23 protein-coding genes are annotated in these 22,139 nt (G+C 58.9%); 14 read left to right on the top strand and 9 right to left on the bottom strand.

Annotated features, from left to right (window positions below; genetic code table 11):
• The first annotated feature begins 14 nt into the window (after window positions 1-14).
• On the top strand, window positions 15-761 hold the full coding sequence (locus V1T76_RS01265) for a glutathione S-transferase family protein (protein ID WP_330558808.1): 747 nt from the start codon (window positions 15-17) through the stop codon (window positions 759-761).
• Window positions 762-861: 100 nt separating this feature from the next.
• Window positions 862-1,911, top strand: coding sequence for an AbrB family transcriptional regulator (locus V1T76_RS01260; RefSeq protein WP_330558807.1), 1,050 nt, complete (start codon window positions 862-864; stop codon window positions 1,909-1,911).
• 63 nt (window positions 1,912-1,974) lie between these two features.
• Here V1T76_RS01260 and glyA read toward each other — a convergent pair whose 3' ends face one another.
• Complete coding sequence (gene glyA / locus V1T76_RS01255) at window positions 1,975-3,297, bottom strand: serine hydroxymethyltransferase (protein ID WP_330558806.1); 1,323 nt, start codon at window positions 3,295-3,297, stop codon at window positions 1,975-1,977.
• A 101-nt stretch (window positions 3,298-3,398) separates the two neighbouring features.
• Between glyA and V1T76_RS01250 the strand changes: the two genes are divergently transcribed.
• Window positions 3,399-4,280 carry a LysR family transcriptional regulator gene (locus V1T76_RS01250; RefSeq protein ID WP_330558805.1) on the top strand — a complete coding sequence of 294 codons (882 nt, stop codon included), beginning with the start codon at window positions 3,399-3,401 and terminating at the stop codon, window positions 4,278-4,280.
• A 23-nt stretch (window positions 4,281-4,303) separates the two neighbouring features.
• Here the strand turns inward: V1T76_RS01250 and V1T76_RS01245 are convergent, their stop codons facing one another.
• Window positions 4,304-5,209 carry a DMT family transporter gene (locus V1T76_RS01245; protein WP_330558804.1) on the bottom strand — a complete coding sequence of 302 codons (906 nt, stop codon included), beginning with the start codon at window positions 5,207-5,209 and terminating at the stop codon, window positions 4,304-4,306.
• Window positions 5,210-5,611: 402 nt separating this feature from the next.
• Here V1T76_RS01245 and ccoN point away from each other — a divergent pair, with 402 nt between their 5' ends.
• The 9 genes from ccoN (at window position 5,612) to V1T76_RS01200 (ending at window position 14,379) form a co-directional block, all read left to right on the top strand.
• The gene (ccoN, locus tag V1T76_RS01240; protein WP_330558802.1) at window positions 5,612-7,267 is read left to right on the top strand and encodes a cytochrome-c oxidase, cbb3-type subunit I; all 1,656 of its coding nucleotides are present in this window, start codon (window positions 5,612-5,614) and stop codon (window positions 7,265-7,267) included.
• A gap of 14 nt (window positions 7,268-7,281) precedes the next feature.
• The gene (ccoO, locus tag V1T76_RS01235) at window positions 7,282-8,016 is read left to right on the top strand and encodes a cytochrome-c oxidase, cbb3-type subunit II (protein ID WP_330558801.1); all 735 of its coding nucleotides are present in this window, start codon (window positions 7,282-7,284) and stop codon (window positions 8,014-8,016) included.
• A 5-nt stretch (window positions 8,017-8,021) separates the two neighbouring features.
• Window positions 8,022-8,177 carry a cbb3-type cytochrome c oxidase subunit 3 gene (locus tag V1T76_RS01230; RefSeq protein WP_006933670.1) on the top strand — a complete coding sequence of 52 codons (156 nt, stop codon included), beginning with the start codon at window positions 8,022-8,024 and terminating at the stop codon, window positions 8,175-8,177.
• Between the two features lie 3 nt (window positions 8,178-8,180).
• Window positions 8,181-9,059 carry a cytochrome-c oxidase, cbb3-type subunit III gene (ccoP, locus tag V1T76_RS01225; RefSeq protein ID WP_330558799.1) on the top strand — a complete coding sequence of 293 codons (879 nt, stop codon included), beginning with the start codon at window positions 8,181-8,183 and terminating at the stop codon, window positions 9,057-9,059.
• A 172-nt stretch (window positions 9,060-9,231) separates the two neighbouring features.
• Window positions 9,232-10,695 carry a cytochrome c oxidase accessory protein CcoG gene (ccoG, locus tag V1T76_RS01220; RefSeq protein ID WP_330558798.1) on the top strand — a complete coding sequence of 488 codons (1,464 nt, stop codon included), beginning with the start codon at window positions 9,232-9,234 and terminating at the stop codon, window positions 10,693-10,695.
• 10 nt (window positions 10,696-10,705) lie between these two features.
• Entirely contained in the window at window positions 10,706-11,218 is a 513-nt protein-coding gene (locus tag V1T76_RS01215; RefSeq protein ID WP_330558797.1) for a FixH family protein, read from the top strand.
• Between the two features lie 10 nt (window positions 11,219-11,228).
• The gene (locus V1T76_RS01210; protein WP_330558796.1) at window positions 11,229-13,475 is read left to right on the top strand and encodes a heavy metal translocating P-type ATPase; all 2,247 of its coding nucleotides are present in this window, start codon (window positions 11,229-11,231) and stop codon (window positions 13,473-13,475) included.
• Window positions 13,476-13,482: 7 nt separating this feature from the next.
• On the top strand, window positions 13,483-13,635 hold the full coding sequence (gene ccoS, locus V1T76_RS01205; RefSeq protein WP_006933680.1) for a cbb3-type cytochrome oxidase assembly protein CcoS: 153 nt from the start codon (window positions 13,483-13,485) through the stop codon (window positions 13,633-13,635).
• Window positions 13,636-13,707: 72 nt separating this feature from the next.
• Entirely contained in the window at window positions 13,708-14,379 is a 672-nt protein-coding gene (locus V1T76_RS01200) for a methyltransferase domain-containing protein (RefSeq protein WP_330558795.1), read from the top strand.
• Window positions 14,380-14,409: 30 nt separating this feature from the next.
• Here V1T76_RS01200 and V1T76_RS01195 read toward each other — a convergent pair whose 3' ends face one another.
• Window positions 14,410-14,577, bottom strand: coding sequence for a hypothetical protein (locus V1T76_RS01195; protein ID WP_330558794.1), 168 nt, complete (start codon window positions 14,575-14,577; stop codon window positions 14,410-14,412).
• A 262-nt stretch (window positions 14,578-14,839) separates the two neighbouring features.
• Between V1T76_RS01195 and V1T76_RS01190 the strand changes: the two genes are divergently transcribed.
• Entirely contained in the window at window positions 14,840-15,406 is a 567-nt protein-coding gene (locus V1T76_RS01190; RefSeq protein ID WP_442970080.1) for a response regulator, read from the top strand.
• 33 nt (window positions 15,407-15,439) lie between these two features.
• Here V1T76_RS01190 and V1T76_RS01185 read toward each other — a convergent pair whose 3' ends face one another.
• A complete protein-coding gene (locus V1T76_RS01185; RefSeq protein ID WP_330558792.1) occupies window positions 15,440-15,802 on the bottom strand; it encodes a hypothetical protein in 363 nt (120 codons plus the stop codon).
• Between the two features lie 64 nt (window positions 15,803-15,866).
• Between V1T76_RS01185 and aroQ the strand changes: the two genes are divergently transcribed.
• The gene (gene aroQ, locus V1T76_RS01180) at window positions 15,867-16,310 is read left to right on the top strand and encodes a type II 3-dehydroquinate dehydratase (RefSeq protein WP_330558791.1); all 444 of its coding nucleotides are present in this window, start codon (window positions 15,867-15,869) and stop codon (window positions 16,308-16,310) included.
• A gap of 147 nt (window positions 16,311-16,457) precedes the next feature.
• On the opposite strand, the gene V1T76_RS01175 is transcribed toward aroQ, so the two are convergent.
• From V1T76_RS01175 to urtD, 5 genes are all read right to left on the bottom strand, one after another.
• Complete coding sequence (locus V1T76_RS01175; RefSeq protein WP_330558790.1) at window positions 16,458-17,210, bottom strand: sugar transferase; 753 nt, start codon at window positions 17,208-17,210, stop codon at window positions 16,458-16,460.
• A 279-nt stretch (window positions 17,211-17,489) separates the two neighbouring features.
• Window positions 17,490-18,797, bottom strand: a complete 1,308-nt coding sequence (locus tag V1T76_RS01170) for a UDP-glucose dehydrogenase family protein (RefSeq protein WP_330558789.1) — start codon at window positions 18,795-18,797, stop codon at window positions 17,490-17,492.
• A 324-nt stretch (window positions 18,798-19,121) separates the two neighbouring features.
• On the bottom strand, window positions 19,122-20,408 hold the full coding sequence (locus V1T76_RS01165) for an ArgE/DapE family deacylase (RefSeq protein WP_330558788.1): 1,287 nt from the start codon (window positions 20,406-20,408) through the stop codon (window positions 19,122-19,124).
• Window positions 20,409-20,581: 173 nt separating this feature from the next.
• Window positions 20,582-21,277: an urea ABC transporter ATP-binding subunit UrtE gene (gene urtE, locus V1T76_RS01160; RefSeq protein ID WP_330558787.1), complete on the bottom strand. Its 696-nt coding sequence runs from the start codon at window positions 21,275-21,277 to the stop codon at window positions 20,582-20,584.
• Window positions 21,278-21,390: 113 nt separating this feature from the next.
• Complete coding sequence (gene urtD, locus V1T76_RS01155; RefSeq protein WP_330558786.1) at window positions 21,391-22,137, bottom strand: urea ABC transporter ATP-binding protein UrtD; 747 nt, start codon at window positions 22,135-22,137, stop codon at window positions 21,391-21,393.
• Between the last annotated feature and the right edge of the window lie 2 nt (window positions 22,138-22,139).

Genomic DNA, 22,139 nt, shown 5'->3' with positions numbered 1-22,139 from the left:
AAGGAATGCTCTGCGTGACCGACTTGCAGCCCGTTGCCGAAGAAGCCCGGCTTGCCGATTTTCTCGAGCGGTACCGCCTGCACGGCTCTCCGGACAGTGCCAATTTCATCGTCAGGATGGTCCTGGAAGAGCTTGGCCTCAGGTATGACTATTCGCCTGTCGACCGGTTGATCTCGCAACAGAACTCCGAAGCTTATCGACGTCTCAATCCGCAGGGGCTCATCCCGGTTCTGGAAGTGCCGGGACAGGACGCCCCAATGTTCGAAACGGCGGCGATTGTCCTGCATCTGGCGGATACACATGGACATCTCGCGCCGGCTCCTGGCTCACCACACCGCGGACGTTTCCTGAAGTGGCTGTTTTTCCTGTCAAACACGTTGCACTCGGACCTACGCATTTCCTTCAAGCCGGAAAGATATGTTCCCGAAGCGCAGGTGGCCTTGAGCCTTCATGCCGGTCTGATCCGCCGGATCACAGGTAGCTTCAAACACCTTGAGACTGAACTCTCCGCACGGGGCGGCCCCTTTCTTCTGGGGACCGACCTTTCCGTCCTGGACCATTATCTTGCCGCTTGCGCCAGATGGGCGCAGCTCTATCGCAACGAGGGCAAGTGGTCTCTTGAGGCATCGCCGCATCTGCGTGCTCTTCTAGAAACGCTGGAAATGCGTGCGGCGGTCTGCAAGGCCTGTGAACTGGAAGGAATTGAGGGTAAACCTTTCACAGAGCCCCGCGCTGCGGAATTGCCGGGGACAACCGCCTGATAAACGACGCCTCGTACATGTTGATCCATGCAATCAACCATGCGCTGGCCGATCAATCCATTTATAGCTCAAGGAGCCTTTCCAAGCTCAACGGGTCCCGATGCCTGACATATCGATTCAATCTGCCGCCGGAAGACTGGCGGTCACGCTTCTCATTGCGACTGCCGGAGGGGCATTGTTCAACCTGCTCGGGCTGCCTGCGGCATGGTTGTCCGGCGCGATGGTGTTCGTTGCCATTGCGACGCTGGCACAGGTGCCGACGCTTATGCCGGTCCTGCTGCGGGACGCGCTGTTCATCATGATTGGCATTTCAATGGGAGCAGGGGTCCATCCGGATGTCGTCGAGCGGGTGGCGGAATGGCCGGTGTCCATGGCCATGCTCCTCGCAGTCATGGTGGCCGTGACGTTTGCCGGGTATGCGGTGCTGCACTACGGCGCGAAATGGTCGAAGGAAACCGCCTATTTCGGGTCGATACCGGGGGCTCTTTCGTATGTCATGGCCCTTGCGACGGAAAGGGGGGCGGATCTTCCCCGCATTGCCTCCAGCCAGTCGCTTCGTCTGTTCGTTCTGGTAGCGGTTCTGCCGTTCGCCGTCGTCTCCTCTGCGGAACCGACGGGCATCGGTAGCAGCGCGGTCTATGTCTCTGGTCTTTGGGATTTTCTTATCGGCATACCCCTCTGCCTTGCCGCAAGCTGGCTTGCGATCAAGACCAGGGTACCGGGTGGCGGGCTGACAGGCGCGTTTTTCATGAGCGCAGGTCTCAATGCGTCCGGGCTGCTGGTGCTCGTCCTGCCGAATTACATTGTGCTGCCGTGTTTCGTCATGATGGGCGCCCATATCGGTTGCCGCTTTGGCAACATGACGCTCCGCCAGTTTATCAGTGTCCTTGGCGCCTCCATTGCCGCCTTCGCAGCGGCGTTCCTGACCTCGCTTGCCGGGGCCTGGATGGTTGCCGAAATGGTCGATATCCCGTTCGGTCAGGCCCTGCTTGCCTATGCTCCCGGCGGCCTGGAAGTGATGACACTGCTGGCCTTCATGCTGGATCTCGACCCGGCCTTTGTCGCCGCCCACCAGATCGCACGCTTCACCGGAATGGTGCTGCTGCTGCCGTTCGTTACAGGTCTGGTGCTGGGGCGGCGAAGCAAATGAAGCTGATCGGCGATCCGGGGTGCGGAACCCTGAACCGCCGTTCAGCACGTTGAGTGACGCTTCTCAAGGGCGGATGAAGTGGAGTGTATCGAAACTCTGCCGCCATGTGGCGACGCGTTCAGCCATTGCCTGCGGATCGTTCGAACGCAGGGCTTCTGTTATCAGCTTTGCCAGGTCCTGCATGTCGGTGCTCGTCATGCCCCAACGGACCAGTTCCGGTGTTCCGAATCTGAGGCCGTTCATGTCACCATCAACGGGGGCAATAGGCAGACCGATGCCGCATGCAAGAAAGCCTGCCTGGCGAAGCTTTTTCGACGCCGCCTGGCCGCCACCGAACGCAGCCGCTTCCAGCGCAAACTGGTGCGACGCCGTTATTCCCTTCGCCGTCGAGAAGACCGGCATACCCTCCGCTGCAAGCGCATCGGCAAGGGTGCGTGCGGTCGCTGCCATCTCGGCAGCATAGGCCTTACCGTAGTCGCGCCAGTCCAGCAGGGTGATGGCGAGTGCAGCCGACTTTGCGACATCGAAATTGGCTGTCAGCCCCGGAAAGGCAATCTTGTCGAGCTTGCGGGCAAGATCCTGGTCATTGCTGACGATCAGTCCACCGGCCGGACCGCCCAGGCTTTTGTAGGTGCTCATGGTCATCAGGTGCGCGCCTTCCGACAGCGGGTCTGAAAACACTCCGCCGGCAATCATGCCGCACTGGTGCGCGGCATCGAACAGGACGAACGACCCGACCTCATCGGCAATGGCGCGAATGTCTCTCACCGGGTGGGGGAACAGGTTGAGGCTCATTCCGATGGTGATCAGCTTGGGCCGAACTTTCAGCGCCAGGGCGCGCAAGCCCTCCAGATCGATCGTGTAGCCATCGGCATCTACCGGCGCCTCGTGGATGTCCAGTCCATAGAGACCGGCGCACCCCGGCGCGTGATGGGTGACATGGCCGCCAACAGAGGCCGGCGGCGCGATGATGGCATCGCCCGGTTTGGTCGTTGCCATGAAGGCATAAAGATTTGCCAGCGCGCCTGAGGCAACCCGGATCTCCGCATGGGCCGACTGGAAGATCTCGCAGGCAAGGTTCGCTGCAATCACTTCAATCTCTTCGATGGCTTCGAGGCCCATTTCATATTTGTCACCCGGATAGCCGAGTGAGGGCCGGGACCCCATGCCACTCGACAGCAAGGCTTCGGCACGCGGGTTCATGACATTGGTCGCCGGATTGAGGTTGAAACAGTCCTTCTCGTGAATGGTCCTGTTGGTCTCGGCAAGCGCTTCGATGCGTGCAGCAAGCGCTTCGGATCCGAGAGACGCGGTTGCCTGTGTGATCTCGTCGATACGGGTGGCAGCTACAGGGGGAAGCCAGGGGCAATTGTCTTGTGCGCTCATGTCGGAACTCCGGGTCTATTTGGACAAAGTGTCCATCTCCGCTTGTTTTCGCGCAAATCAGATTTTAGGAATTCAAGGGCTAGAAAAATTAGGTCTTGAGAATGTCCGTAGCTCCACCCGTTCCCAGACTTCCTTCACTGAACGCACTCAGGGCGTTCGAAGCATCAGCGCGCCTTGGCGGGTTCGCGCAGGCCGCTGCTGAACTGCACGTCACGCCGGGAGCGGTGGCCGCGCAGATCAAGTCGCTGGAGCAGGAAATCGGTGCAGCCCTTTTTGTACGTCACGCGAAGGGTGTCCGTCTGACAGCCACAGGCGAGCGGGCATTGCCGGGGTTCGTCGCCGCTTTCGACCTAATGGGAACAGCCGTGCGGGATCTGAGGCGCGACGCTTCTCCCGGCAAGATTCACATCGCTGCCCTGCCGGCGCTTGCTCAGCTCTGGCTGGGCCCCAGGTTGCCGCAACTGCGCATGAAACTGCCTGGGATCGATATCTCGGTGACGGCTCTGGAAACACCGCCGAACCTGAAGCGAGTGCCCTTCGATCTCTGCCTGTTTTATTGCGACAGTGTTCCGGACAACGGGATCGCGTTTTCGGGCGATGAGTTGCTGCCGGTCTGCACCCCGGCGCTTGCCAAACAGCTCAGAAAGCCAAATGACTTGAAAGAAGCGGTTTGCCTGACGGATACAGCCTGGGCAGACGATTGGCGCCTTTGGGCAGAGAGCGCGATGCCACGTGCGGGTTTCGCACCGCGCGGCCCGGTCTTTTCGCTTTATGCCCTGGCGGTGGAAGAAGCGCTCAACGGGGCAGGGGTTCTGATGGCGCATCGCGCGCTTGTTGCCGAACAGCTTGCGGCAGGGACACTGGTGGCACCCTTTGCAACGGCCGTTTCTCTAAACCAACAGATCTGCCTGTGGAGCCTCCCGGCAAGCCGCGGCAAAGGTGCCGCGGGGCAAGTGCTGCAGGCGTTGCGGGACATCGGATAAGTTCCTGAAGGCCGGCTTTGCATTCATGTGCGCCGGGTCTTTGCCTTGTTGCCGCGCCACAGGATGAACAGTCCGGATCCCACAATCACAGCACATCCAACCAGCATCTGCGTATCTATCTTTTCGTTGAACCAGACGGTACCAAGCAGGACACCAAACAGAAGCCGCGAATAGCGGAACGGGGTGACGGTGGCAATCTCGCCGGTGCGCATGGCTTTCATCAGTGCGCTATAGGCAAAGACACCGCAAAAGACGGCGGATCCTAGGACAACAAGGGCGCTGGTCCCCGGAGCCACGAAGGCTGACCGGTCCCACAGACCATAGACGAGCCCTGCGATGATGATTGTCAGAAACCCGTAAAAGCCCAGAATATTGGTGCTGAGGGTTGCAGGCGCGGCCCGGCTGGCGAGGTCTCGTCCGGAAAAGCCGAGCATGCCGATGACGGCCAGGATCGAGAGTAGGGAGAAGCTGTCACTGGTCGGGCGCAGAACGATCAGCACATCCACAAGGCCGATGAAGATCGCCGTCCACCTGCGCCACCCGACCGTCTCTCCAAAGAACAGCGAAGCACCGAGGACGACGAAGATCGGCGTGGCCTGAAGGATGGCCGTGGTCGAGGAGAGTGGTGTGAGCGCAAGCGCCAGAACATAGAAGAGCCTGCCCACCAGCTCAAAAGCGAAACGCACCTGCATGACCTTCGAGAAAACGTCCCGGTTCAGGACCTTTTCCCGTGTGGCTGTGGCAAGACCGAAAAAGGCAAGGGTGCCGCCGATGCCGAACAGCACGAGGATTTCCGAAACGGGCAACTGCGTGGCGGCCTGTTTCACAAAGGCATCTTCCAACGCAAAGGCGGCCATGGCAGCCACCATCCAAAGACTGCCGATGATGTTGGGATGAAGGCGTGCGCCTTTTTGGAACGCTTCGGTCAAGGGAAAGGTCCGGTATCGAAGAGGATAGCCAACAGTGGCTGCAGAAGGCTTTCGGCGGGCCCGGGGGCGTCCTCCTTCAGCGCAGGACGAAGGGCTAACACGTTTCCCGCGCCTTGGCTTTTGAAAACCGGCGAACCGGGCATCGGCAATGGGAGCAGGGCTTTCATGGCAGGAGAACAGCATCGGCCTGGATGTTGAAAACGGACGGACGTGACACCCCCTTTACAGTCGCCCGGCAACGTGCCCGCGACAATAAACCCAATGCAATCTGACCTTTGCGGGCTGTTTCGGCATCGTCATTTGCGGGCATGTTGATATGAATCAACGCGGCATTTTCAGAGTCGTGTGCATGGTCGTGCCATCGTTGGCACCTTGTAACGATTTCAAGACTGGGGCGCTAAAATGGCACAAAACAAGGCCAAAATGATCTCGCTCGAGGAAGGCGGCTTCGCCGTCTTCCTTGTGCTGCTTGCGTTTGCCTGCATCATCGTGGCAGGCAAGACATTCGATCAGGTCATGGCATTCCACGCTGGCATAGGCGCGTTGTTCGCCGCCGTCAGTGTGTTTCTGATTTTCAAGAACTACTTCGATGACGGCGGGGAACCGATTCCGGCCGAAATTGACGGCAAACCCAACTACAACATCGGGCCGATCAAGTTCGGTGCGGTCGCGGCAATGTTCTGGGGCATCGCCGGTTTCACGGTCGGTTTGATCATCGCTCTTCAGCTGGCCTGGCCGGCGCTGAACTTCGATCTGCCCTGGACCAACTTCGGACGGCTTCGCCCGCTGCACACCTCCGCGGTGATCTTCGCCTTTGGCGGCAACGTGCTTCTGGCAACGTCCATGTATGTGGTCCAGCGCACCAGCCGTGTCCGCATGCCGGGCAAGATCCTGCCCTGGTTCGTGATCCTGGGCTATAACGCCTTCATCGTGATCGCGGGAACGGGCTATCTGCTCGGTGCGACGCAGAGCAAGGAATATGCGGAACCGGAATGGTATGCCGACCTTTGGCTGACCATCGTCTGGGTCTTCTACCTGCTGCTGTTCCTGGGCACGCTGTGGAAGCGCAAGGAACCGCATATCTATGTGGCCAACTGGTTCTATCTGGCGTTCATCGTCACGATTGCCATGCTGCACATCACCAACAACCTGACCATTCCGGTCTCGATCTACTCGACCAAGTCCTACATCGTCTGGTCGGGTGTTCAGGACGCCATGGTGCAGTGGTGGTACGGCCATAATGCGGTGGGCTTCTTCCTGACCGCCGGCTTCCTGGCCATCATGTATTACTTCATCCCGAAGCGCGCAGAGCGGCCGGTCTATTCCTACCGTCTGTCCATCGTGCACTTCTGGGCGCTGATCTTTATCTACATCTGGGCAGGTCCGCACCACCTCCACTACACGGCTCTGCCGCAGTGGGCGTCAACGCTGGGTGCGACCTTCTCCATCATCCTGTGGATGCCGTCCTGGGGTGGCATGATCAACGGTCTGATGACGCTTTCGGGCGCCTGGGACAAGCTGCGGACCGATCCGGTCCTGCGTATGATGGTGGTTTCGGTCGCCTTCTACGGCATGTCCACCTTCGAAGGTCCGCTGATGAGCCTGCGCTCGGTCAACTCCCTGTCGCACTACACCGACTGGACCATTGGCCACGTGCACTCCGGCGCTCTGGGCTGGGTTGGCTACATCTCCTTCGGCGCGATCTACTGCCTGATCCCGTGGTTGTGGAACAAGCGTCAGCTTTACTCTTTGAAGCTGGTGAACCTGCACTTCTGGCTGTCCACGATCGGTATCGTTCTCTACATCACCGCGATGTGGGTGTCCGGTATCATGCAGGGCCTGATGTGGCGTGCCTACGATCAGCTCGGCTTCCTGGAATACTCCTTCGTGGAAACCGTCGAGGCGATGCATCCCTTCTACATCATCCGTGCTCTTGGCGGTGGGCTCTTCCTGCTCGGCGCTGTGATCATGGCCTACAATCTCTGGATGACCGTCCGTCACGGCGAGGCTGAAGAAGCCGATGCCACGCCGGCTGGCTCCCTGGCTCCGGCCGAATAAGGGAGGGACAGACAATGTCTGCATGGAAAAAACACGAAGTCTTTGAAAAGAACTCCTTCGTTCTCTTGATCGGCATTCTGGTCATGGTCGCCATCGGCGGCCTGGTCGAAATCGCTCCGCTCTTCTATCTGAAAAGCACGATTGAAAAGACCGAAGGCATGCGGCCCTACACGCCGCTCGAACTGGCCGGACGCAACATCTACATCCGCGAGGGGTGCTATCTGTGCCATTCGCAGATGGTGCGTCCGATGCGCGACGAAATGGAACGCTATGGCCATTTCTCGCTGGCAGCGGAGTCGATGTACGACCATCCGTTCCAGTGGGGGTCCAAGCGGACCGGCCCGGATCTGGCTCGCGTCGGTGGCAAATACTCCGACGACTGGCATGTGGAGCACCTGAAGGACCCGCGCGCGCTGGTTCCCGCCTCCATCATGCCGGGCTATCCGTTCCTGGCTGAAAACCGCCTGAACACCCGGGACATTGAGGCTCACCTGTCGGTCAACACCGTGGTCGGCGTGCCTTACACCGAAGAACAGATCGCAAATGCCGCATCTGACATCCTCGGTCAGGCGAAACCGGACACCGAAGCTGCCGATGGCTTCGAGGAACGCTGGCCGAGCGCCACGATCCGCGATTTCGACGGCAACCCGAGAGAAGTCACCGAGATGGACGCGCTTATCGCCTATCTGCAGGTTCTCGGGACCATGGTCGATTTCTCGATCTATGACGACAAGGCAAACGCGAGGTAAGGGCGATGAACGAGACATACTCCGCATTCGCAGGCTTCGCTCAAACCTGGGGCCTACTCTACTTCATGATCCTGTTTGGCGTCGTTCTGGCCTACGCACTGTGGCCGAAGAACCGGAAAAAGTTCGACGACGCTGCTCAAATCCCGTTCCGGGAGGACTGATCCATGGCAGACACACATCACAAGGAAGTCGACCATATTTCCGGGGTCGAAACCACCGGCCACGAATGGGACGGTCTGAAAGAACTGAACAACCCACTGCCGAAATGGTGGCTGTATCTGTTCTATGCCTGCATTGTCTGGGCCGTGATCTACTGGGTGCTCTACCCATCCTGGCCGCTGATTTCCAGCTACACCACCGGTGTGCTGGGCGCCAACCAGCGGACCGAGGCGATCGCAGCCTATGACAAGGGCATCTCCGACCGGTCGGTCTTCGCCGACAAGATCGTGGCAGCCTCGCTCGAGGATATCTCCACGGACCAGGAGCTGCTGCAATTTGCCCGGGCCAACGGCCAGGCAGCTTTCGGCGACAACTGTGCACCGTGCCACGGTTCCGGCGGTACGGGTGCGGAAGGTTTTCCAAACCTGCAGGACGATACCTGGATCTGGGGTGGAACGCTGGATGACATCCACACCACTCTGGAATTCGGTATCCGGTCCGGCCATGACGAAGCCCGCATCGGCGAAATGCCTGCCTTCGGCCGCGACGAACTGCTGAGCCGCGACGAGATCAACCAGGTTGCCAACTTCGTCGCATCCCGCGCAGGGCTTGAGACCGAAGAAGGCGTCGATCTGGCAGCAGGGCAGACTGTCTTTGAAGACAACTGCGCGGCCTGCCACGGCGAAGACCTGAAAGGCATTCAGGAGGTCGGTGCACCGAGCCTGCTGTCCGCCAACTACCTCTATGGCAAGTCTCTGGACGACATCAAGGCGCAGATCAACAATCCGCGCAACGGCGTGATGCCTGCCTGGGTCGACCGTCTCGACCCGGCAACCATCAAGTCTCTGACGGTCTACGTCCACTCCTTCGGGGGCGGGCAGTAATTCCTGCGGATCTGGTGCGACAAATGCGCCAGATAGCCTGAACGATTTGATCCGGCGCAAAGTGTGACGCTTTGCGCCGGTTTATTTTGAGCACTCGCTGCTAATTGTGAGTGGCGAGTGATTTTACAAAAGATCCTATTGGGGCAGGATCGCGTTGAAGAGGACGGGCGGTATGTCTACGGACACCGAGACGCATGAGGGCGCGCAATCCGAAGAGTGGTTTGCATCAGCCAAAAAGATCTATCCAATGGCGACGCATGGCCTGTTCCGCAGGATCAAGTGGACGCTGCTGTTCATCACGCTGGGCATCTATTATTTCCTGCCTTTCATCCGCTATGACCGTGGGCCGGACGCACCGAGCCAGGCGGTCCTGGTCGATATGGAAGCCCGGCGGGCCTATTTCTTCTTTATCGAGATCTGGCCACAGGAAGTCTATTATCTCACCGGCCTGCTGATCCTGGCCGCCTTGACGCTGTTTCTCATGAACGCCGTCGCAGGACGTGTCTGGTGCGGCTATCTGTGCCCGCAGACGGTCTGGACGGACCTGTTCCTGTGGGTCGAGCGCAAGGTGGAAGGTGATCGTCGTGAACGTATCGCCCTCGACAAGGACCCATGGACCTTCGACAAGGTCCGCAAGCGCGTCACCAAGCACTTCCTATGGTTGATGATCGCCTGGTGGACCGGCGGCGCATGGGTGCTCTATTTCAACGATGCGCCGACCCTGGTCTGGGAACTGCTGACCTTCCAGGCACCGATGATTGCCTACATCTGGATCGCCATCCTGACCACGACGACCTATCTCCTGGCAGGCTTCATGCGGGAACAGGTCTGCATCTACATGTGCCCGTGGCCGCGCATCCAGGCAGCCATGACCGATGAAAAGGCCCTCAACGTGACCTATCGCTGGGATCGCGGAGAGCCTCGCGGATCCCTGAAGCAGAACAAGAAACTCGCCGAGCAGGGCCTGCCGGCTGGTGACTGTGTCGACTGCTACCAGTGTTTCCAGGTCTGCCCCACCGGTGTCGATATCCGCAAGGGCATGCAGCTCGATTGCATCCAGTGTGGCCTGTGTATCGACGCCTGTGACAACGTCATGGACAAGGTCGGCAAGCCGAGAGGTCTGATCGGCTACGACACGGACGAAAACATCCAGCGCCGGCTGGAGGGCAAGGAATCGGTCTACGAGATCGTTCGCCCGCGGACGGTTCTCTATGTCGGCATCATTGCCGTGGTCTGCGGCATCATGCTGTTTGCGCTGCTCAACCGCGATTTCGCCGACATCAGCGTTCTGCACGACAGGAACCCGGTGTTCGTCGAACAGTCCGACGGTTCAGTGCGCAACGGCTATACCGTGCGCCTGTCCAACAAGCGCCGCCACGAGCGCCACTTCATGCTGCATGTGGAGGGTATGCCTGCAAACACGATGGTCGAAGCCGTTGGCACCGAAGACACTTTCGCCGGCCGTCCGATCATCTCTGTCGGCCCGGACACCACGCGTGAAGTTCGTATTCTCGTGACCTCTCCGCCCTGGGCGAAGATGCCGCATTCGACGCCGGTCACCTTCCGCATCACCGAAAGCGTGATGGGCGAGGTCGTGACGGCCAAGGATACGTTCAAGGCACCGCAAAAACCTTGAGGAGCAAGGAATGACGATGGTTCAATCGAACATGAAGGATCCCAAGGCGATTTCCGGAAAGACGGTCCTTGCCTGGCTTCTGGGTTTCTTCGGGGTGGTCTTTACCGCCAATGCGATCTTCATCTATCTCGCGCTCGGGTCATTCCCGGGCGTGGTGGTGGAAAGTTCCTATGAGGCTGGCCAGGCCTACAACGAGGAAATCGCGGCGGCGAAAGCCCAGGCGGAACTGAACTGGCAGGTGTCGAGCGAATTTACCCGCACCAGCGATCAGGACGGCAAGCTGGTCGTCACGGCCAAGGATGCGCAAGGCACGCCGCTCTATGGGGTGGCGCTCCATGCCCTGATGCGCAATCCGGTTCATGACGACACCGACGTTAAGGTCGATTTCACGGCCGATGGCGGTGGGCGGTATGTTGGTTCGGTCGAAAACCTTGCCGATGGCAACTGGACACTCATCCTGGAAATCGAACAGGATGGAGAACGGAAATTCCGGTCCGAAAACCGGATCTTCGTCAAGAACTGAGGCAAATGCCGTGACGGTCCATCAGCGTGATTGGCAGGCGTTCGTGACACCGGGCGAAGATGGCGCGGTCCATATGGATCTCGCCGTCGACGGTATCACCTGCGCAGCCTGCATGGGAGAAATCGAACGGGGCCTGAAGCGGCTTCCGGGCATTCGGACAGCCCGTGTCAACCTGACCAGCCAGCGGCTTGCTGTCGACTGGTCACAGGATCAGACCGGGGCCGACGAGATTGTCGCCGAGCTGGAGCGGCTCGGTTACAAGGCCCACCCGTTCGATCCTGCCAGCCAGAAGGAACGTCAGGACAAGACCGGCAAACAATTGCTGCGCTGTCTGGCGGTCGCCGGTTTTGCCGGCATGAACATCATGCTCCTGTCTGTCTCCGTCTGGTCGGGCAATGCAACGGACATCACCCCGGAAACCCGGGATTTCTTCCATTGGCTGTCCGCGCTGATCGCCATGCCGACGGTCGCCTATGCCGGGCGCCCGTTCTTTCGCAGTGCCTTCAATGCCCTGGCCGCCGGCCGGTTGAACATGGACGTGCCGATCGTGATCGGCGTGACACTCGCCGTCGCCCTGTCAGTCGTCCAGACCATTCAGCACCAGCATCACGCCTATTTCGAGTCCGCCGTCATGCTGCTGTTCTTCCTGCTGGTCGGGCGGTACCTCGATCACAACATGCGCGGGCGGACGCGTTCCTTTGCCGAGAACATCGCCGCGCTCAAGGCGGAAGTCGCCGCGCGGATCCATCCCGACGGAGCCGTGCGCGAGGTGCCGCTCTCGAAAATTGCCGCGGGCGACCTGGTTCTGGTGTCCGGCGGCGAGCGGGTGCCGGTGGATGGTATAGTCGAAACCGGTGTCTCGGAGATCGACCAGAGCCTTGTAACCGGTGAAAGCGTGCTGGCGCCTGTCGCCCCCGGACAACGCGTTTACGCCGGTACGCTGAACGGGGCAGGGGCGTTGCAGGTCCGGGTGCAGGCGGCCTCCGGCGCAACGCTGCTGGATGAAGTCAATCGCCTGCTGGAAGCTGCCTCCCAGGCAAAATCGAAATATGTGCGCATCGCCGACCGCGCTGCGCGTCTCTATGCACCGCTGGTGCATGGAGCAGCCGCACTGACGTTCCTCGGGTGGCTGCTTGCCGGGCTCGACTGGCAGCCTGCCCTGATCATCTCGATCTCGGTTCTGATCATCACATGTCCCTGCGCACTCGGGCTGGCGGTTCCCGCCGTGCAGGTGGTCGCCTCAGGTCAGTTGTTCCGCTGCGGTGTCCTGTTGAATTCCGGCGATGCCATCGAACGGCTGTCGGACATCGACACCATCCTGTTCGACAAGACTGGAACCTTGACCCTTACCGAGCCTGACCTGTGCAGCTCTATCGATCCAGACGACGAAACGCTTGTACTGGCGGGACGTCTTGCCCTTGCCAGCCGGCATCCATTGTCGGCGGCCCTGGTCAAGGCAACAGGCGCGCTGCAGCCCCTGCCAAACGTCAGTGAAACGTCCGGGGCCGGTCTTGAGACGATGGTCGCCGGACAGCGTCTGCGCCTGGGCAGTCCGCTCTTTTGCGAAGCATCGGTGGATGAGATCGAGGCCACCCTGGAAGCGAACCCGGGAGCGTCGCTGCTTGCCATCCGCTTCGGCGCGGAGCCTGCGCGCCTGCTGGCGTTCCGGCAACGACTGCGGCCGGATGCCAGGGCAGTGATTGATGAGTTGAAAGCGCGCGGCTACGCGCTCGAAATCCTCTCCGGCGACACCAGGCCTGCGGTTGCCGATTGTGCGGCTGCGCTTGGTGTTGCTGAGTGGCAGTCCGAGATGAAGCCTGCACAGAAGATTGCGCGCCTGGAAGAACTTCAGGCCAGTGGCCGAAAGGTTCTGATGGTCGGCGATGGCCTCAACGATGCTCCAGCGCTCGCTGGTGCGCATGTCTCTCTGTCCCCGGTATCGGCCGTTCATCTCAGTCAGGCGGCGGCAGACGCTGTCTTTCTGGGCGACAAATTGCAGCCGGTGGCCGACGCGCTCAGGCTGTCGAAACGGGCGCGGGCGGCAATCGAACAGAACCTCTGGATCTCGGTCGTCTACAACATCGTTGCCGTGCCCATTGCCGTGGCCGGTTTCGTCACGCCGTTGATGGCAGCTGCGGCCATGTCAGCATCCTCGCTTGCCGTTACCGCAAACGCGCTCAAGTTGCGCTGGGGCGCCGGTGACAGGAATGTGGGAACCGAGGTACCTGGGGCCCCGCAACAACAGCCTGCGGAATGAGATCAACATGGACGTACTGATCTATCTGATACCGATCGCGCTGCTTCTGGGAGCGCTGGGGCTTGGCGCTTTCCTCTGGTCCCTGAAGAGCGGCCAGTATGACGATCTGGAAGGCGCCAAATGGCGCATCCTTGACGATGACGATCTGCCCGGCAAGTGATTGCCGGCAATCTTGACTTTGGCCCTCTGTGGGCCTAGCCCCATGCATTCCTTTAGGTCATTGGAGCAATGCATGGAATCGTTTCCCGAAGCGCACAAACCGGGCTATGCCGTTTATTCCAGAACGTCGCTTGCCATCTACGATGCGCTTGTCCTGGGGCTGTCCAACCGCTGGATCTGGCGTTGCCCGAGTTCCCATCTGGTCGCGCTTTACAATCGTCATCTTTCCGCCAATCACCTGGATATCGGCGTGGGCACAGGCTACTTCCTGGACAAGGCGCGGTTTCCCGTTTCAGATCCCAAGGTGGCACTGCTTGATCCCAACAGCGATTGCCTCGGCAAGGCCGCTGCAAGAATTGCCCGCCTGAACCCCTTAACCATTCAGGCAGACGCACTGGTGCCATGGCCACAGGATATCGGCACGTTCAAGACGATAGGTCTGAACTACGTGCTTCATTGCCTGCCGGGCACAATGGCTGAAAAGGCTGTGATTTTCGATCATGCGATCCCGCATCTTGAAGACGGGGCAACCGTCTTCGGTTCCACCATCCTGCAAGGCGACGCCCCGAGGTCCGGTGCCGCCCGCAAACTGATGCAGGTCTATAACCGAAAAGGCGTCTTTTCGAACGAAGCCGACACGAAGGAGGTCCTGCGGTCAGAACTCGACAAGCGCTTTGACGATGTGACGGTGGAAACGATCGGATGTGTGGCACTGTTCAGTGCCAGGGAACCACGTTCTGCCTGAAACGCATGATCACAGGCAGCAACGAGCAGGTCAGGAAAGGACGTTGGACAGAGCCATTCCGGTGGCCAGCAGGACGAGGCCTATGCCGGCAAGCAGCAGAAGATTGTCTCGCAGTTTTGCGTGTGATGCGAGGTCGGACTGCTCGTTCTCCATGGGGAGCGGGTCGTCTTCCCCGAACGGGTCAGTATCACGGGACATGGTTCTTACAATCGTTTGCAACAGGCCACTCATTCGGTTCGATTTGGTGCCTGAAGGATGGCGGCGTACAATTGAAAGTCCCGTTAATTTCAAATCGTACAAAAGATTAATTCATCGCAATCTTACCAATGCGTGAAAACTGTTCTTGTATTGCAATCAATTTCTAAGCCTTTGTGAAACTATTCAAAGTCGATCCCGCATAAGCAGACGATCGAGCCGCGCAAAACGGCAGGACTAACTCATTGTTCAGACTTTCATGGCAATGGTTAAGTCAAACAAGGAGGACTTGGTGAGCCTTGATCTTGCCTCTCTGACATTCTTGCTGGTCGAAGACAGTGCTTACATGCGGACCATCCTGCGCACCATGCTGCAGGGGTTCGGTGCGCGGCGCATTGTCGAGGCAGAAGACGGCGCGTCTGGCCTGGAGGCCATGGACCGGGCGAACCCGGATATCCTCATTCTGGATTGGGTCATGCCGATCCTGGACGGGGCGGATATGGTGCGCATGATCCGCAGCCCGAACAATCCCTTCGCCTATATTCCGATCATCATGGTAACGGCACATACCGAGCGTAGCCGGATTGTCGAGGCTCGGCGGCTCGGCGTGCATGAGCTGCTGTCAAAACCGATCTCGGCAAAGGCGCTTTATCAGCGTGTTTCCAGCGTGATTCTGCATCCGCGCGATTTCATCAAGACGGCCACCTATTTCGGTCCGGCCCCGCGTGAAATCCGCAATCGCCAGAAAATCTGGCAAGGTGGCCCCGGCCAGCCGCAGCAGCCGGCGCAACAGGGTGGCGAAGGCGACGGTGGTCTCACCGCGATCGGTTAAGCGATAGTTTCAGAGGAAGACTATTTGAAGGCGTCAGGCGGCTGATTGTGCCGCAGCGCGCCTGTTATTTGCCGGATAAGATGCAGCACCTTGGGAATTGGCGCTTTCCGCAGTTTCAGCAAACTGCGCCAGCACATCCAGATCAACCGTGTAGTGGTCAAGAAGGAACTGGGAAAGAACATCGATGGGCAGGTGATGGTAGCCTTCGATGGCTGCCATCAAAGCTTCTAGTGTGTCCAGCCGTTCGCGGAGTTTGATCATGATTACCCGATGCGCCGATTTTTTCTCACACTGGAGTTTTATGGTTAATAATGCGTGAAGCGGAGCGTGGCAAGAACGCGGGCTCGCGCTATCACCTCCCATAGTAATCGTCCACAATCTTTTGCCGGAAATCACCGAATTTCTTGGTAAAATTCACCAGAGCGCGGCAAGTTGTCTGTGAAGATCCAGGGAAAACTCAATGGCAAAAATCATCTATGTTCTGAACGGCCCGAATCTCAATCTTCTCGGCAAGCGGCAACCCGAAATCTACGGAGCTCAGACGCTGGACGATGTTCGGAAGATGTGCGAAGCGGCGGCGGAGCCGGCAGGCCTGCAGATCGCGTTCCACCAGAGCAATGCGGAACATGAGTTGATCGACTGGATTCACGAAGCGCGGGAAGCTGCGGTTGGCATCATTATCAACCCTGCGGCCTATACCCACACGTCGATTGCAATTCTGGACGCGCTGAACACCTGTGAATGTCCGGTGATCGAGGTGCATATCTCGAACATCCACAAGCGGGAAAGCTTCCGGCATCTTTCATATGTTTCCACCCGGGCAGATGCGGTAATTGCCGGCTGTGGCGTCGAAGGCTATCTCCTGGCCCTGCAAAGGATGGCGACGCTGTGCGCCGACGGCTGATCCTGTGCCGATGACGGTTGAGGCAGACTGGAAGCTTTGCTGAAGTATGGATCGCACCTGGAAAAAAGGGGTGCCGGCTTTGGAAATAGATTTGCGTCCATGAAATTATGAAGCGTGTCGCACGAAAGCTATCGGTTGCGACCTGCTTCAGGAACCACTGGCGTTGAAGAATTCCTTCACGATGGTCGTGGCGAGGATCTTGACGTCCAGAGCGACCGACTGGCGCTCCACATAGGCAAGATCATAGGCCAGCCGCATACGGGCTGCGTACGGATCCTTGGTTTCTCCGCGAAAGCCGTTGACCTGGGCCAGGCCGGTGATGCCAGGCAGAACATTGTGCCGTTCCATGTATCTGGGATGGAACTCTTCATAGGGCCTTCCGGCAGCCAGCATGCCAGGCACATGCGGCCGCGGTCCGACAAGAGACATTTCCCCGCGCAGCACGTTGATCAACTGCGGCAGTTCGTCGAAATTGCTCTTCCGCAGGAAGGCGCCGACCAGCGTCACGCGAGGGTCATTGGCAACGGTTTGGGTAATGCCGGTGCTGTCGCACTGGTCTTCATACATCGTCCGGAACTTGAGCACGGCAAATCTCTTGCCGTTCAAACCATAGCGCCACTGACGGAAAAACACGGGTCCCCGGCTCGTCAGTTTTATTGCAACCGCCATCACAACAAATAGGGGAAAAAGGAGCAGAAGGCCTGTGCCGGCCCCTGTCAGATCGATGCATTTCTTCAATCCGGCGTGCAGTGCGCCACGTGCCGGACGAGCCGCTTGCCGCGCCCGAGTCGCCCCCGCGAACCGGTCGGTATGCTTGTAGCCCCAGGTCACGAAACCAGCGATATTAAGGGCATCGCGGCCGTGATCATCTACGTCGTAAGATACTGTTTCGTCTGCCAAGATATGCCAGCCTCAACCTGATTTACGAGACCACTTGAAGTGCTTTTGCATCCTGTCTGGAGGCGTTCGCAATCGCTATTGTATCGTTAATATGTGGTTAACAAGATCAGGAAAATTGTTGTCCATTAAGGGTTTGGTTACCATAGTGACGCGACGTGAGCAATCTGGAAACGTCAAAAGTGATGTGAAATTAAATTAATTTTTAAAAAAGCAAACGCCGGGCTACTGTCAGCCCGGCGCTCGCATTGACTAAAATATCGGGGTGCGAAAAGTGCCCGATTAATAGCTGCGTCCGACGCTGGTGTAATCGAAGCCGCGGGATTCCATGTAGTCGGGTTTGTAGATGTTTCTGAGGTCGACAACCTTGGGTGCAGAAACCAGATTTTTCACGCGATCAAGGTCAAGCGCCCGGAACTGATCCCACTCCGTAACGATTACAACCACATCTGCATTTTCGATGGCATGATAGGGCCCATCGCAGAACATGACGTCCGACATCACCTTCTCGGCTTCTTCCATGCTGGCCGGATCGTAGGCACGTATCTTGGCACCGGCGGCCTGTAGTTTTGCAACGATGTCGATGCTCGGGGCTTCGCGCATGTCGTCCGTGTTGGGCTTGAAGGCGAGGCCGAGCAGCGCAATGGTCTTGCCGTTGACGTCACCCCCCATGAATTCAATGACCTTGTCGGCCATCTTCTTCTTGCGGGCCGCATTCACCTCAATGACGGAATCGACGATCTTCAGATCGGAGTGGGCGTCTGCCGCGATCCGGGACAGCGCGAGCGTGTCCTTGGGAAAGCAGGATCCGCCGTAGCCAGGGCCGGCATGCAGGAACTTGCCGCCGATACGATTGTCGAGGCCGATGCCGCGCGACACTTCCTGAACGTTGGCGCCGACCTTCTCGCACAGATCTGCAATTTCGTTGATGAAGGTGATCTTGACCGCCAGAAAGGCGTTGGCCGCGTATTTGGTGAGCTCCGACGTGCGGCGGCGGGTCACGATGATCGGCGTTTCGTTGAGATAGAGCGGGCGATAGAGCTCTCGCATCACTTCAACCGCGCGCTCGTCCTCGGTTCCGACAACGACGCGGTCCGGACGCTTGAAGTCGTTGATTGCGGCGCCTTCGCGCAGGAATTCCGGGTTGGAGACGACGGCGAAATCCGCATCCGGGTTTGTCTTGCGGATAATTGCTTCCACTTCGTCGCCCGTGCCGACCGGTACGGTCGATTTGGTGACGATGACTGTGAAGCCTTTAATCAGACGCGCGATTTCCTCTGCCGCTGCATAAACATAGGACAGGTCGGCATGGCCGTCACCGCGGCGGGTGGGCGTTCCAACGGCAATGAAAACCGCATCCGCGTCGCGGATCGCTTCTTCCGGAGCCGTGGTGAAGAAAAGACGTTCCTCGGCAACGTTCTTGGAAACCAGTTCCTGAAGGCCGGGTTCGTAGATCGGGATCTGTCCGTTGTTCAGAGCATCGATCTTGCTCGCATCCTTGTCGATGCAGGTCACGACATGGCCGAAATCAGCAAAACAGGTTCCGGACACCAGACCGACATAGCCGGTCCCAATCATTGCAACACGCATATTAAAATATCCTGCTTCTGGGTGGTCTTCAGGCGTTAGTCAATCACCGTAAGCCCGCTATGTGCTGCTCGAATTACATGGATGGGCAGCAAAAGACCAGATCGTTGAAATCGTGTGGTTTGAAATTTTGAAAATCAGCTCCGTAAACACTTTTAAACAAGACTCGAGAAGGCGTCTGCAATTGCCCGATCGCGTCTCAAGCGCGCAGCTTAGTGGAACGAAGCAAAAAACGGGAGCATTTTCTGGGCCCCAGGGGTCACGAGGCGCTCAACACAAGATCTCCCTGCGCGATGAGGGGGCAAAAATAGGTACCCCTTCGCCAGTCTACTTTGGTGTGATGCCGCACCACGCGGCGGTGAACAGGGCAATCGTCTTGGTGACTCTTTTCAGCGACGGCAGATTGACGCATTCGTCTATGCCGTGAATGTTTTTCGTCAGCGGGCCATAGGTGAGGGCGGGAATGCCGCAATGGTTCATGTAGAGCGCGGCATCCAGATAACAGGCCATGATCGACCGGTTGAGAGCAGTGCCGGATGTGATCCTGTGAGCGTCTGCGAGCGTGTTTTCGGCGTCGCTGCCTTCGGGGAGCAGGTATCCTGCCTGGCAGGTTCCGGTCCATTCCAGCTTCGGGTTGGCTTTTTCAAGCCGGGGGTCCCTTGCACCTAGCGTCTTCAGCATGTCCTCCAGGCTGGCCATCCGGTCTTGTGGGGCATCGCCAGGATAAAATCCGATCCGGCCTTCAAAGGTGCATTCGAACGGGATTGACGACTGCCATTCGCCACCGTTGATGGTGCCGATGTTGAGGCTCGCCGGATTACGCAGACCGTCGAAGCCGGGATGCCCGGTCTTTTCCTCGTTCCAGCGGGCTTCCAGCGCCTTCAGTTCGTTGATGACGAGGAAAGCCGCTTCAATGGCACTGAGGCCGGACTCCGGCTCGCGGGGGTGGGCCGGGACGCCCTGAACCGCAATCTGGAACTTGATCACACCGGAATTTGCATAGATGACGTCTTCATCCGTCGGCTCGGGAATGAGTACGGCGTCGGCTGTCGCGCCGCGCAGGATCGCTGCGGCCGTGCCGTTGCCGGTGACCTCTTCATCGATGACAGACTGGAATTCGAGAGGACCTTGCAAGCTGAACCCGGCCGCCTCGATGGCATCGACCGCAAAGAGATTGGCCGCAAGTCCGGCTTTCATGTCACCGGCGCCCCGCCCGAAAAGCCAGTCGCCATCGCGCACGGCTGCAAAGGGAGGATGGGTCCAACTCGCCGGGTTGGCCGAGGGAACGACATCGACGTGGGCATTCAGGATCAACGATCGTCCATTCGCTGCGGGCGTCTTGCGGCCGCTGACATTGAACGTGTCCTTGTAATCGATGGTCGCGGGGGAATAGGCGGGATGGGAGCGCAGCGCTGCCACGTCGACGGGATAGGTTTCGACGTCATAGTCACGGCTGCGAAGCGCGTCGGCGACGATGCGCTGAACACCAGCTTCTTCGCCGCGCAGGGACTTGGCCCGGACGATCTCTTGCAGGAAGGCAATCTCGTTCTCGAAGGCCGTGTCGACAGCGGCAGTGATTGCGGAAACGGCTTCTTTTGAAAGTGGTTGTGACATGACGGTCCGGCTGAGTGAGTGAAGAGGCAGGCAATTTGCCTGCACCCTATCAACTGCGCGCCGTGCGTCAAATCGGCAGTGACTGAAGCTGGCCAGTCCCTCTTATAGGGATACGCCGGATGTGCCGATACTTGAGGGGAGAGGGGTTGGAGCGAGCGAGTGCGCCCGTCGCCTTACACCGTCAGATACCGCCTGACTTCGGTCTCCGACAAATCCTCCCCGGTGCCGGAAAGCACCACTTCCCCGCGATCCATGACGGCATAGTCATCCGCCAGATCCCGGGCGAATTCGAAATACTGTTCCACCAGCACGATGGCCATGGTGCCCTGATCGCGCAGCCAGGAGATTGCCCGGCCGATATCCTTGATGATCGAAGGCTGGATGCCTTCCGTCGGTTCATCAAGCACCAGAAGCTTCGGGCGGGTCACCAGCGCCCGGGCAATGGCAAGCTGCTGCTGCTGTCCGCCGGACAGGTCACCGCCGCGGCGGGACAGCATGTCCTTCAGCACCGGGAACAGCTCGAAGATCGTGTCGGGAATGAAGCGTTCCTTGCGCGGGATCGGAGCGTAACCTGTCTCGAGGTTTTCCTTCACCGACAGCAGGGGAAAGATCTCGCGTCCCTGCGGTACGATGGCAATGCCTTTCTTGGCGCGGGCATGGGCAGGCAACGAGGAAATATCCTCGCCGTCCCACAGGATCTTGCCGGCGCTGATGCCGTGCTGACCGGCAACCGCGCGCAAGGTGGAGGTCTTGCCGACACCATTGCGCCCCATCAGGCAGGTCACCTTGCCGGTCTCGGCCTTCAGCGAGACCTTCTTCAGCGCCTGCGCGGCGCCATAGTGAAGATCGATGTTTTCAACTTGCAGCATGGGCTGACTTCCCTTGGCTGATCGCGATGCGGTGGGTGGTCTTTGCTCCGTTTGCTAGCGTCATCTCCGAGATGAAAAGCGAAACGACAACGGATGGAGCAAAAGCCTAGCCTTCATCGTCCGAGATAAACTTCCACGACACGTTCGTCGGCTGAGACATGGTCGAGTGATCCTTCAGCCAGGACTGAGCCTTCGTGGAGAACAGTGACTTTGACACCCAGGGAGCGCACAAACACCATGTCGTGCTCGACCACGACGACCGAGTGATCATTGGCGATATCCTTCAGAAGTTCAGCGGTTTCGGCGGTTTCGGCATCCGTCATTCCGGCGGCAGGTTCATCCACCAGAAGCAGCTTCGGGTCCTGGGCCAGCAGCATGCCGATCTCCAGCCACTGCTTCTGGCCGTGGCTGAGGTTGGCTGCAAGTTCGTGCCTCTTGGACCCGAGCCGGATCAGATCGAGCAGATACTCGACCCGTTTCTTTTCAGCTCCGGAAATGACGTGAAAAAGCGTCGCGAAAGGCCCGCGCGGCGCCTTCAGCGCCAGTTCCAGGTTGTCCCACACGGTGTGGCTTTCGAAGACGGTCGGCTTTTGAAACTTGCGGCCGATGCCGAGTTCGGCAATCGAAGCCTCATCTTCGCCGGTCAGGTCCACGGTTCCGTTGAAAAAGACCTCGCCGCTGTCCGGCCGGGTCTTGCCGGTGATGACGTCCATCATCGTGGTCTTGCCCGCGCCGTTGGGTCCGATGATGGCCCGCATTTCGCCCGGGGCAATCGTCAGCGACAATTCGTTCAGCGCCTTGAAACCGTCGAAAGAAACCGACACGCCGTCGAGATAAAGAAGACTGGAAGATCGTGCCATGG

The sequence above is a fragment of the Roseibium sp. FZY0029 genome (assembly GCF_036350355.1).
In the GTDB taxonomy this organism is placed as follows: Bacteria; Pseudomonadota; Alphaproteobacteria; order Rhizobiales; family Stappiaceae; genus Roseibium.
This window is presented reverse-complemented; position numbering and strand designations above follow the sequence as displayed.

What these genes read in the sequence shown, in the direction of transcription:
- V1T76_RS01165 (WP_330558788.1), bottom strand. Translation starts at nt 20,408, where the DNA reads ATGTCACAACCACTTTCAAAAGAAGCCGTTTCCGCAATCACTGCCGCT.
- V1T76_RS01215 (WP_330558797.1), top strand. Translation starts at nt 10,706, where the DNA reads ATGACGATGGTTCAATCGAACATGAAGGATCCCAAGGCGATTTCCGGA.
- V1T76_RS01250 (WP_330558805.1), top strand. Translation starts at nt 3,399, where the DNA reads ATGTCCGTAGCTCCACCCGTTCCCAGACTTCCTTCACTGAACGCACTC.
- urtE (WP_330558787.1), bottom strand. Translation starts at nt 21,277, where the DNA reads ATGCTGCAAGTTGAAAACATCGATCTTCACTATGGCGCCGCGCAGGCG.
- V1T76_RS01190 (WP_442970080.1), top strand. Translation starts at nt 14,840, where the DNA reads ATGGTTAAGTCAAACAAGGAGGACTTGGTGAGCCTTGATCTTGCCTCT.
- urtD (WP_330558786.1), bottom strand. Translation starts at nt 22,137, where the DNA reads ATGGCACGATCTTCCAGTCTTCTTTATCTCGACGGCGTGTCGGTTTCT.
- V1T76_RS01230 (WP_006933670.1), top strand. Translation starts at nt 8,022, where the DNA reads ATGAACGAGACATACTCCGCATTCGCAGGCTTCGCTCAAACCTGGGGC.
- aroQ (WP_330558791.1), top strand. Translation starts at nt 15,867, where the DNA reads ATGGCAAAAATCATCTATGTTCTGAACGGCCCGAATCTCAATCTTCTC.
- V1T76_RS01195 (WP_330558794.1), bottom strand. Translation starts at nt 14,577, where the DNA reads ATGTCCCGTGATACTGACCCGTTCGGGGAAGACGACCCGCTCCCCATG.
- V1T76_RS01260 (WP_330558807.1), top strand. Translation starts at nt 862, where the DNA reads ATGCCTGACATATCGATTCAATCTGCCGCCGGAAGACTGGCGGTCACG.
- ccoO (WP_330558801.1), top strand. Translation starts at nt 7,282, where the DNA reads ATGTCTGCATGGAAAAAACACGAAGTCTTTGAAAAGAACTCCTTCGTT.
- glyA (WP_330558806.1), bottom strand. Translation starts at nt 3,297, where the DNA reads ATGAGCGCACAAGACAATTGCCCCTGGCTTCCCCCTGTAGCTGCCACC.
- ccoG (WP_330558798.1), top strand. Translation starts at nt 9,232, where the DNA reads ATGTCTACGGACACCGAGACGCATGAGGGCGCGCAATCCGAAGAGTGG.
- V1T76_RS01170 (WP_330558789.1), bottom strand. Translation starts at nt 18,797, where the DNA reads ATGCGTGTTGCAATGATTGGGACCGGCTATGTCGGTCTGGTGTCCGGA.
- ccoS (WP_006933680.1), top strand. Translation starts at nt 13,483, where the DNA reads ATGGACGTACTGATCTATCTGATACCGATCGCGCTGCTTCTGGGAGCG.
- ccoP (WP_330558799.1), top strand. Translation starts at nt 8,181, where the DNA reads ATGGCAGACACACATCACAAGGAAGTCGACCATATTTCCGGGGTCGAA.
- V1T76_RS01200 (WP_330558795.1), top strand. Translation starts at nt 13,708, where the DNA reads ATGGAATCGTTTCCCGAAGCGCACAAACCGGGCTATGCCGTTTATTCC.
- ccoN (WP_330558802.1), top strand. Translation starts at nt 5,612, where the DNA reads ATGGCACAAAACAAGGCCAAAATGATCTCGCTCGAGGAAGGCGGCTTC.